The sequence below is a fragment of the Psychrobacter immobilis genome (assembly GCF_904846225.1).
GTDB classification, from domain to species: Bacteria; Pseudomonadota; Gammaproteobacteria; order Pseudomonadales; family Moraxellaceae; genus Psychrobacter; species Psychrobacter immobilis_F.
Genome location: NZ_CAJGZJ010000012.1, coordinates 77,955 through 87,729, shown reverse-complemented (window position 1 = coordinate 87,729; position 9,775 = coordinate 77,955). Strand labels below are relative to the sequence as shown.

Annotated in this window: 11 protein-coding genes and 1 pseudogene; 2 read left to right on the top strand and 10 right to left on the bottom strand. The window is 43.1% G+C overall.

Features of this window, described 5'->3' with window-relative positions; genetic code table 11:
* The first annotated feature begins 76 nt into the window (after positions 1 to 76).
* Positions 77 to 301, top strand: coding sequence for a hypothetical protein (locus JMX48_RS09525; RefSeq protein WP_201537030.1), 225 nt, complete (start codon positions 77 to 79; stop codon positions 299 to 301).
* Between the two features lie 338 nt (positions 302 to 639).
* Positions 640 to 963: pseudogene (locus tag JMX48_RS14085) on the top strand (hypothetical protein); the annotation flags it as partial.
* 22 nt (positions 964 to 985) lie between these two features.
* Here JMX48_RS14085 and JMX48_RS09515 read toward each other — a convergent pair.
* The 10 genes from JMX48_RS09515 to JMX48_RS09470 form a co-directional block, all read right to left on the bottom strand.
* A complete protein-coding gene (locus JMX48_RS09515; protein WP_201537024.1) occupies positions 986 to 1,252 on the bottom strand; it encodes a hypothetical protein in 267 nt (88 codons plus the stop codon).
* A gap of 990 nt (positions 1,253 to 2,242) precedes the next feature.
* Positions 2,243 to 4,759 carry a DUF927 domain-containing protein gene (locus tag JMX48_RS09510; protein WP_201537021.1) on the bottom strand — a complete coding sequence of 839 codons (2,517 nt, stop codon included), beginning with the start codon at positions 4,757 to 4,759 and terminating at the stop codon, positions 2,243 to 2,245.
* 108 nt (positions 4,760 to 4,867) lie between these two features.
* Complete coding sequence (locus JMX48_RS09505; RefSeq protein WP_201537019.1) at positions 4,868 to 5,449, bottom strand: hypothetical protein; 582 nt, start codon at positions 5,447 to 5,449, stop codon at positions 4,868 to 4,870.
* Positions 5,442 to 5,969, bottom strand: a complete 528-nt coding sequence (locus JMX48_RS09500; protein WP_201537017.1) for a hypothetical protein — start codon at positions 5,967 to 5,969, stop codon at positions 5,442 to 5,444. Before JMX48_RS09500 ends, JMX48_RS09505 begins: the two co-directional genes overlap by 8 nt.
* Positions 5,956 to 6,231, bottom strand: a complete 276-nt coding sequence (locus JMX48_RS09495; RefSeq protein ID WP_201537015.1) for a hypothetical protein — start codon at positions 6,229 to 6,231, stop codon at positions 5,956 to 5,958. The genes JMX48_RS09500 and JMX48_RS09495 overlap by 14 nt, the downstream gene beginning before the upstream one ends.
* Positions 6,224 to 6,511 (bottom strand): hypothetical protein, encoded by a 288-nt coding sequence (locus tag JMX48_RS09490; protein WP_201537013.1) that lies wholly within the window; start codon positions 6,509 to 6,511, stop codon positions 6,224 to 6,226. Before JMX48_RS09490 ends, JMX48_RS09495 begins: the two co-directional genes overlap by 8 nt.
* Positions 6,512 to 6,799 carry a helix-turn-helix domain-containing protein gene (locus JMX48_RS09485; RefSeq protein ID WP_201537012.1) on the bottom strand — a complete coding sequence of 96 codons (288 nt, stop codon included), beginning with the start codon at positions 6,797 to 6,799 and terminating at the stop codon, positions 6,512 to 6,514. It lies immediately after the preceding gene.
* Between the two features lie 4 nt (positions 6,800 to 6,803).
* Positions 6,804 to 7,100, bottom strand: coding sequence for a helix-turn-helix transcriptional regulator (locus JMX48_RS09480; RefSeq protein ID WP_227687968.1), 297 nt, complete (start codon positions 7,098 to 7,100; stop codon positions 6,804 to 6,806).
* Between the two features lie 130 nt (positions 7,101 to 7,230).
* Positions 7,231 to 8,283 (bottom strand): hypothetical protein, encoded by a 1,053-nt coding sequence (locus JMX48_RS09475; protein WP_201537009.1) that lies wholly within the window; start codon positions 8,281 to 8,283, stop codon positions 7,231 to 7,233.
* A 122-nt stretch (positions 8,284 to 8,405) separates the two neighbouring features.
* Positions 8,406 to 9,647 carry a tyrosine-type recombinase/integrase gene (locus JMX48_RS09470; protein ID WP_201537007.1) on the bottom strand — a complete coding sequence of 414 codons (1,242 nt, stop codon included), beginning with the start codon at positions 9,645 to 9,647 and terminating at the stop codon, positions 8,406 to 8,408.
* Positions 9,648 to 9,775: the final 128 nt, after the last annotated feature.

The window sequence follows — 9,775 nt, the reverse complement described above, 5'->3', positions numbered from 1 at the left end:
AACTTTTAATGTTGAATTTTATAAGAAATAGAGATAAATTTCTGATATTTTTATTATAGGATATAAAGAAAAGGATATGATAAATACTGGTGACCAATTAATGTGCATAAATGGCAATCCTTTTTTTGTAGAAGGAGATGTTTACATAGTTGGCAATGTCGTAAATAAAAGGTTTTTCGAAATCTTGATAGACAATGATGACCACTGGTATGCTACCAAGGATAGTGACGGTATATACGTGCGTTTTAATTCCCTGAAAGGTAAAATGAGCCATGCTTGGTTTGTCAAAGTAAAGCCCTAAAAGTATTATTAATATGGATTTATTATTCCGAAAAACTGTTCCTACTTGTCCGAAAACTAACATACTCGCTCAGGATTGCGAGCGTCAACCGTTTGGATAACAATTCTAACTGGCATAACCTCAATATCATTACCAGCATCGCCTTTATCTAATCCCATACCTTTGCCTTGCTCATCGTAGCAGCTACCATAGCAGACGTTTAACTATTTGCTTTTGCCGTCAATCTTGCCTCATCAAGCCCAGTCACTAGGTTTTCAATATTCATTTTTTGTATGACTTATCCTTTTTGGTATCAGCTGGTCATTGTTTGCTCACTGCGTAGTCAACGTGACGACTTCATCCGCTACACTATTAGTATGGCTGACTCGGACATGATCGCTTCTGTTGGTATCACGGGTGACTCATACGATAATGCATTGGCTGAAACGGTCAACGGGTATTATAGATCTGAGGTGATTTATTATTTGAAGGAAAACTGGACTGGCGTTAATGATGTTGAATTAACGACCATTGAATAAGTGGCACCTCGAGTACAGCTCTCGTCTTGCAAAGCTAAATCGATAATTAATAGATTTTTAATGCTTCTCAGGTTTAATGGAACAAGGTTATATAGCACTATTGGCTATGTGTCGCCCTTTGAGTTTGAAAAATGCCCAAAATAAAGGGCAGACGGTCAATGACAGTCTACCCTAAATCTATGTTTGGTCGGAACGGCAGGAAGTAAAGTATAGTCTGTATGCCTTGATTTATATGGGTTTGTTGTTTTTGTTTTATGACGATACCAACAATAATACCAACAATCGTTTTTAATAACCCCCTTTTTTGGCTGTTTGCTGCTTCACTCAATATTATTTTGTAATTATTTTCACTGTTTGCCGTTTCAACATTTTTCAACATAGTAGGGCAGTGCTCGCTTACGATACTTGTCGCGAAACTATCCAGCATGGGCAAAATATACCCCGTGCGCGTACTGTTCCATAAACTACCCCTAACATGTCCAACAATTCGTTTTTAGCCGCTGCTTAAGATGTCCGAAAAGTCCCTTACGATACCTGTGCATAAAGTCCCTTTTATGGACTCGCAAAATTACCCTAGTCGATTTAGAACAGTCCGAAAACAGTCCCTTTTTATGGACTCAAAAAATTACCCTCTACGATGTCCGAAAATTACCCCAGTCCTTTTAAAACAGTCCGAAAAACTACCCCTTTATGGACTCCGAAAACTCCTTTTTTATATTGCTCAAAAACCCCTGTAATTGGTGCTTGCCTCGCGTGCGCGCGCGATACTTGTCCATTAATTAGCTAAGCCCTTATGCTGCATAGTTTTGTGATATTGGCAATGATGAGGGAATGCCATGCAAAATGTTAAGTTCTGTCAAGTCGGCGGCTGTATTAATCGGTTTTGAATGTAAGGTTTTATAAGGTTCTAACGTGTCCGAAAACTAACCGTAACCTTACCGTTGTTCCCATGCTCGTACTTGTTAAGAAACTACCCTTTGAATGAGATAGGCGCAAAACTGCTCACATCTAAAACCTTATGGAAACCTTAGTTTTTTTACACTATAAAAAGGGCTTGGTCTGTCCATTGAGTACCACTCATTTAGTTTTAAACCTTAACATTTATTAACATGCTGGCAGTCGGCAAACTGTTTTGAATGTCAACAAAAGGCAACATGCTGCCCATGATTTGCAAGTGAGTATTGAGCGCCTAACCTTAGGTTTCCCTTAGGTTTTTGCAGTCCATAAAAAAAGGCAGACGATAAACGCCTACCTTTGATTATTTTTTCTGTACCTTATGTTTTTGCATGGGACAAGCGGGACAGACGGGACAGCCCTTACGTGGTATGGCTTACAGCCGTCCCGTTATCGTTTTTGGCAATGGGACAGACGGGACAGAAAAGCGAAAATGTAAAATCCTGTCCCGTTCGTCCCGTTTAGGTTTTTAGCAATGGGACAGCGCAATCCCTTGCTGCATATAGCCTGTCCCGTCCGTCCCGTCTGTCCCAGTCGTTTTAGTAGGTTCACAACAAAGTATATCAGCAGTAACCGCGTAAACAGATGGGCGTTGCTTGCCACTAAATAAAGTATCAGGCGCTTTGTAGATTTTACGGTCACCTTGATTGAGTAGTAACAAGTCGGCTTCCTCTAATACTTGTAAGACTTTCTTTTTGCTAAAGGGCGCACATACTTTGTCAAAAGTTTCTTTAGAAAAATAATAGTCCCCTGTTTCCATATTGCGATAGCCTACACGGTTGGGGGTTCTTTCCTCAAAGTCTAAGCGCGTGTTTCTATAACAAGGTTGAAAGCGACTACTGCCATGCTGTTCGATAAACGCCTTGATATGCTCTATGATTTGGCGCTGCTCATGCTCACCATCACGCCCATAGTTATCAAGCCAATTATCTAAGCATGCCATAACGGCGGTGGTTGCTTGTCCTGCTTGCCAGCCTGTAATACCTGCCAGCGTTGCCATTTCACCAGCTGCGGCAACAATAGCGAACCGTTTAGCCACTCTATACGCTTGTGGGGCAAGGTCGCTGTAGTTGCTCATAAAGTCATTTACAAGCTGCCTAGCGGTGGCTGTGGTTGCTGCCTTGTCACTGGTGATATGTTCTAGCCATGCGATACCAGCCACGCCATAGTAAGCCTGTGATAACTCTTTTATCTTATCGGCTTGTGCTGCGCCTGTGTCTGCCAGTACCAAACTATCAAACGTCTTTAAACCTTTGCCAGCATCAGCATCTATATGCGCTACTCGCACCTCAATACCTGCATTGGTTTTCTGTCCTGCTTGCGCCATAAAGTTTTGCAGTGACTCCTCACCATTAGACAAAAAGATAATGCGCCATGTTTTAGCAGTACGGTTATGCCCTGTGGTGGTGCTTCTACCTTTACCTTGACCATTAGCCAGCATGTAAACGGTCTTACCTACGATTTTGGGATCACATTCGCTAATCTCATCGAGTGGTAAAAAGCTGTCGTTATGTTCGCTTGCTGTGCCCTCTAAGGCGTTATCAGTGCTGCGCCATGTCTTAGTGTAGCTGTCAGGCTTGCCCCATACACTAGCCGCTAATTTAAGCGATAAAGACTTGCCCATACTTGATGAGCCTAAAAGGTGAAAGCCGCCCCCGTCATCATCTAACAGTGCGAGTAATTGACCAGCAAACGCGCAAGCAATAGAGAAAACAAAACGGCTCTGTTCGGCAAGTTTCTTGCATAATTCATCACGCCATTGTTCTAGTGTGCCTTGCTGGGCTATGGTGCTGTTGATTGCATGGGCAGACTGATAGACGATTAACTGCCTACCATCGCTGCCTATTGCGCCATCAGGTAATATATATTGCGCCTCATGCCAGCCCAACCTATCTACGCATAACGCCCGTTTATGAATAGGGTAGTTTTGAATATAGGTGTCTAAGTAACTGCGCTGTTTGGGGTTGGTGGTAATGTTCAATCCTTGACTGGCAAGCTCCTTGCGGTATTCCCTTGCATCACCTTGTAATAAAGCAAGTGGCATTGACCATGTGTGTAGCTCGCTGTCATCATCACGCCATTGCAATAACCGCCCCCATGTACCGCTGCTTGTGTCCCTAGTCTTTGCGATAACCTCAATCGGTGAACAAACAAACGCCTTAAACTTAAAGGTTATGTTTGCTGGGTCGTCATCGTTATATTTCACAAAAAACAGTCCATCATGGTATAGCTCAAAACGCCCATCAGCATAAATCATCGGTTCATTCAGCTGTGGATCATCGCGCCATTCAGGATAGTAAGCGGTGTCTTTTAGGTTAATGATTTGAGTTTCATCAGCTGCCAGTATTGCCTCATAACTATGGTTAGCATGTAGCATTGTGAGAATATCAGCTACGGTAACCAACGCCCTAGCATTCACACCTGCCAATAGATTTATCATACCTTTATCATTAAGCGTCATTGGCACGGTTAGCAGTGATCCGCTACTCCAATGCTGAACCATCTTTTTAAAGCAATGCTTTGTCTTTTGAGGGCTAATAATAAAGGTTGTTTTGTCGTCTGCCATACACTGATAAGCATCAATGCCATATTCTGCATCATCAAAAGCAATTATCTCATTGGCTTTGTTTACCTCACCAATGACGATAGCGCCATACCCTGTAGGATCAATAACAATGGGCTTTGCTTTGCTGTTTGGTGTGTAGAATACTGCGCCTACGGGTTGCTTTTTCCTATCGGTGATTGCTATAGCTATCGTGTCAGCGGTGGCTTCGGTTTTGCCAATTTTCTCACCATAATATATAGTAGTGTTGTCTGTAGAAAATAGCAGTCGTTCAGGCTCTAACATGTCCTTGAGTTTGATTAAAAAAGGACAGCCTGCCAGCTGTTCGTCTGTAGCTGGTTTGCAGCCTTGTAAGATATTATCAGCGCCCATGTTGTCCACATGGGCTTTTTCATGGGCGGCTGTTTGTGGTGTGGTGGTCATCTAGTCCCCCTTGCTTGTGACTGGTTCGGCTTACGCGCTGCTCTATACTTTTTGTAGTAGCTTTTGCGCTTGGTGTGCTTACGGCTTTGCTTTGGCGGGTAGCTCTTATTAGTAGGCACAAGCATCTACCTTACCAAAGCCAGTTTGGGCTAAGGGTTCGTTGATAGTGTCCAGTTGGCTATAAAGCAGATTAATCCAAGTATCGGCGGCATCTTGTGACAGACGCGCTAATGCTATGGCTGCATGGGGTTCTATTTGACGGGTAGCGATAAGATGGAATAACTGCCCCATGTCATGCAAGGTAGTAGCGGCGGCATTAATATCACATGCAATATCGGATAGCATGATAGACGGCATTAAAATCACTTCGTCATCATCGGCGGCGGTGCAATCTATTATCTTGATTTGGTGTTTGCTGCCATACAGGGCGTTAATGGCTTGGCGATTTGCTGGCATGTCATGGAATAATGACGGGGCGGCATCATCGCGGCTTACTTTGCCATCAGTCCGATAGTGGTATGTTTTGCCGTTGGTGGTAAAGCCTAAACAGCCGTATTCTTTATCGTTGAATAGCTGATAAGTGCCATTGCCTACAGATGGGCATAGAACGCTGTCACCTGCCTTGAATGTGGCTAGTGTGCTGTTAGTAGTGGTTTGAGTGTTTGAGGTCGTACGGATTGAATTAGGCATGATAGCCTCCTAACGTTTTTTGAGTTAATGCCACGCTATACGGTAAAAGTATAGGGTGACGGGTCTTACTCTCGGTAACGTTAGTAACCGCCCTGCATATTCGCCTTACGGCTCTTTTATTTTGCAGCGTCAACCCGTCATAGTCGGTTAGCAAGTGATTTGCTATAGATATGAGGGAATGCCCCCTTGATGCGCTTAAATGCGCTCTTAGGGTAGTGCTTGATGGCATAGTGACAGCTTGAGAGGCTGCGCTATTATCAGGCACAAAAAAAGCCAATGAGTAACGGCTGGCTTGTCCGCTAACGTTTTTTGAGAGGTCTATATAGTAACCGCTGTTATCATCAGTTGCAATCGGTTTTGCATTGACTGGCTGGCAAGCGATTAATGATAGTAGCAAGCCAATACCTGCCACCCATGCCATGAATATGATAAAGCTAAGTAGTAAGCCGCGCTTATGTGGCTCATTGCGATTGTGTGCCCCGTGGCTGTCTTTTAGACTGGTTCTGTTATCTTTGGTCATTTCTTACGTCCTCCACGTTAAAGGCGATTTCTGCTATGCGTGTCGATAGCTCTTTTAGTGACTCCACTTGTCGGCTGCCTGTCGGTAACAAGCTGCCTAACATCTTGGTTTCTAATTCGGCTATTTGGGTCATGGTGTTAATGGTTGTCACATTGGCGTGCAAGGTAATGATGAGCTGGTCGATAAAGTCATCGGGTATCATCAAGTAACCCTGTTCTTTTAGCCCGTCCATGACTTGAGTTATAAAGTCGTCATCACTCATGGCTTGTTGCCTCCGCTTGGTACGGTAATGCGTGCTCACAAAACATCTCGCTAACAATACCTGCCAGCTCGCTATTGCTCAGTAGTGCTGCTTTGACTGCCACAAGCACGCCTTGGCTAACATCGTCTTTTGTATTGATAGCATCTAGCGCGGTGGCTAGGTGGTCGGTATTAATATAAATATCTTGTACGCGGTCATTCATAAGACGTAAGTAAAGGCTATCCACAGTTACTAGGCGTTCGGCTGGGGTGTCGATTGATATGCTAGGGTGGTTATTCATTTAGTTCACCTCACTGTTAGATAATTCGCTTTCAAGTAATGTTGCTTCATCAAGCCAGTAGAGGCTAAAACGCTTTTCATTGTGCGTTACCATCTCACTTTGAATAACTAGCCCTGTTAGGCGCAAGTCATGTATGCGCTGGGCTAGGCATGTGATTTGGTAAAGGCGGTATGCGTCCCATGTGCTGATCGTTGCCCCTGTCATCAGGTGCGCCCGTATGGTGTTAATTTGGGTCTTAGGTGCTTGCTCATTGGTCACTGGGGCGGTAGCGGTGGCTGTAGTAGTCATGGCTCTATACCTCGCTAGTGGTTGAGGTGTGAGAATTAAGCCATTCGTGAATGTCTGCATAGCTCCATGCGGTCATAGTGGGGCTTAGCTTCTTGCCAGCTGGAAAACGTCCATCTTTTGACCATTCAAAAAGGGTGGTTTTGCTAAAGGGTAGGAACGGCAAAATATCCTTTGCTCTACCCATGCCAGTAGTAGGCAAGTGCATAGCTGGACTGTTTGAGTTGGTTGGTTCGGTGTCGTTCGAGGTGTCACCAGTAAAGGGAATAACTGGCGCGCTTTGGGTGGCTTGTTGCTGTGTCATTTTCATATCTCCATGTTAGCCGTAACGGTGTGCTACGGCTTTCAACATGGTTCTATGGTATGTGGTGAGTTTGACTAAGAAAATTCCCCTAACTTAGGTTTATATATATTAACTTAGGTTCGTGTAGGTTTTATGATGATGGAGGTCTGCCTCCTTCGCTGGCATAATCGGGTGCTATATCCTTGATCCAAGATTTAATATTTCTTGCTTGATCAGGTAGCTCATTGTTAAACCCAAGCGAGTAAAGCTCTGAATATATGATTTCCGCCATTTCAGTAATTTTAATCTTGTTCTGTACGTCTGCTTGCCATTCTTTATTAGCCATATGTTTAGCCATATGTTTAGCCAATAATTTTTGAGGGCTGACGCCTTTCTTTTTTAAAAAATCAGTGTCTAAAGATTTACCTTCTATATTTGGCTCTTCTATATTTGAGATAAGCTCTTCAAGCTTTGTAACACCACTACTAAGTATCAATAAATCACTTTTATTAATCTCGAAATATGGTGTTATATATGTTTTATCAATCTCTTCTTCCTCTTCATCATAAAGATAATAGTCCACAACTTTGGGAGTGCATAACTCAATAGCTCTATCAATAGATAATTTCATTTCTTCTTCATTATCTAAAAAAATATCAATGCTTGGGTATAAGGCGAGAGTAAATGCTACGCTATCCTCAAAATTACTTAACAAATAATCATCTAGATAATCTAGGCTAGAGGCATCGCTATTTGGTATGGCGAGTGGTAGAAAACCACTAAATAAACAGGTTTCATCAATACTACCTGTTGTTATCTTACTATTGAATATGAACTCTCTTGTAGCGTCTAAATTTAGTTCTAGTAATCCGCCTGTATTTTCCATAACTGCAGATAGCATACTATCTATCTTAGGATAAATAGATGTATTACGTTTTGCTACTTCTTTAAGAGTACTTCTGTACAGCTCCATGTCATCGTTTATAAGCTTTACTGACTTAAAAGACTTCATTACATAGTCACCAGCAATCTGAAAGTTTTTGCCATAGATAAATAGTGGTATTTGGTAATGAACAACCTTTTTTAAAAGCTTATGAGCATTAATATTGTCAGTTTTGTATTTTCTATTAAGATATTCGCTCGCCTCTTCCAAACTATAATATTCAGCCTTATCAAAACGTAATGCTATATCAGTATCACTCACAATTCACACCTTTACACACCATTGAATAAAAGTAGGTGCAAGGCAGTGCCAGCCTAAAGGTGTGTGAACGGCTGGCTTTCGGGTAATTAGTCCTAGCCTTGCATAGTCGTTACAGCATGATATTAGCCATGCTTTTGTGCTTGTTGTTTGAAGTCTGCACGGATCAAGTTATCTATCTTGCCAGCGTAGGCATCATCAATGAAGTTTGCCCATTCATTCATCATTTTTGTTCTATAGGGTAAATGCTGCGCTCCGTTATAGGCTTTGCTGATTTTGTTCTCTTTCTCATGTGCCAGCTGTAGCTCTATCGCTTCGTGCATGTATTCCTGTTCGTGTAGGGTAGTGCTGGCAAGCCCTCTAAAGCCGTGCCCCGTCATTCTGCCCTTATAACCCATGCGCCATAGGGCAGTGATAAAAGCGTTTGTACTGTATGGCTTACGGGTTGAGGTATTAAAGAAAACGTACTGATCCGAAAAGCCTAGCGCCTTGATTTGCTCTAAGATTGTCATTGTTTGCGGTGCTAGTGGTACTAGGTGCGGTCTATCCATTTTCATTTTGTCGGCTGGTATGCGCCATAACTTAGCTTTGTAGTCTATCTCGCTCCATTCCATAAAGCGCAATTCTTGAGTACGCACAAACGTATAGCACATAAACCATAAGCCTAGCTTCACCAGTAGGTCACCCTCATAGGCGTTAATATCTTGTAGTAGCTTTGGTAATTGCTGGCTGGTGATACGGCTATGATGCTTCACCTTGTGAGGTTTTAATGCTTCGGTTAGGTCGTTGGCTGGGTTGAGATTGGTTAAGCCCTCACGGATTGCTTGCTTAAAGATTTGCCCTGTTTGACGCATTGCACGCCTTGCCATGTCACTAGCGCCCCTTGCTTCTACTGCCTTACCAATAGCCAAAACATCAGGCGCGGTTATGTCCTCTATGTTCATGTGTCCAATGATGGGCTTAATATCGCGCTGGTATTGTGAGTAGTCACGGCTATAGGTGGTAGCGGCAATGTGCGCCTTGCGGTCATCGTGCCAACGCTGGGCTATAGTATTGAACGCCCTTGAGCCGTCATTGTCTGCTTGTGCCTTTTTCTTATCGTCTTTAGGGTTGATACCATCAGCTATTAAGCGTTTGATCTCAATATTGCGCTGGCGTGCATTTTGTAGGCTCATTACTGGATAAGTGCCAATAGTGAGGGTTTGCTGTTTGCCTTGCCAACGGTAGGCGCTGATCCATGACTTAACGCCCGTATAACGCACCCATAATTGCAGCCCGTTACCATCACTGTGTTTGTCAGGTCGTTTTGTGGCTATAGAGGTGCTACTAGGCTGTAGCTTGTTGATACCTGTATGGGTTAGGGGCATGGGGTTATCCTTTGTTGGTATTGTCCATGTTGGTACTGCTCAATACCAACAATAATACCAACATTCTATATGGAACGCCATACACCTACATAACGCTCAATACCTGAAAAACGCCCAAAATAAAGGGC

Excerpts from the sequence above, each read along its gene's own strand:
- JMX48_RS09525 (WP_201537030.1), top strand. The coding sequence starts at position 77 with ATGATAAATACTGGTGACCAATTAATGTGCATAAATGGCAATCCTTTT.
- JMX48_RS09470 (WP_201537007.1), bottom strand. The coding sequence starts at position 9,647 with ATGCCCCTAACCCATACAGGTATCAACAAGCTACAGCCTAGTAGCACC.
- JMX48_RS09495 (WP_201537015.1), bottom strand. The coding sequence starts at position 6,231 with ATGAGTGATGACGACTTTATAACTCAAGTCATGGACGGGCTAAAAGAA.
- JMX48_RS09490 (WP_201537013.1), bottom strand. The coding sequence starts at position 6,511 with ATGAATAACCACCCTAGCATATCAATCGACACCCCAGCCGAACGCCTA.
- JMX48_RS09510 (WP_201537021.1), bottom strand. The coding sequence starts at position 4,759 with ATGACCACCACACCACAAACAGCCGCCCATGAAAAAGCCCATGTGGAC.
- JMX48_RS09500 (WP_201537017.1), bottom strand. The coding sequence starts at position 5,969 with ATGACCAAAGATAACAGAACCAGTCTAAAAGACAGCCACGGGGCACAC.
- JMX48_RS09485 (WP_201537012.1), bottom strand. The coding sequence starts at position 6,799 with ATGACTACTACAGCCACCGCTACCGCCCCAGTGACCAATGAGCAAGCA.
- JMX48_RS09505 (WP_201537019.1), bottom strand. The coding sequence starts at position 5,449 with ATGCCTAATTCAATCCGTACGACCTCAAACACTCAAACCACTACTAAC.
- JMX48_RS09480 (WP_227687968.1), bottom strand. The coding sequence starts at position 7,100 with ATGACACAGCAACAAGCCACCCAAAGCGCGCCAGTTATTCCCTTTACT.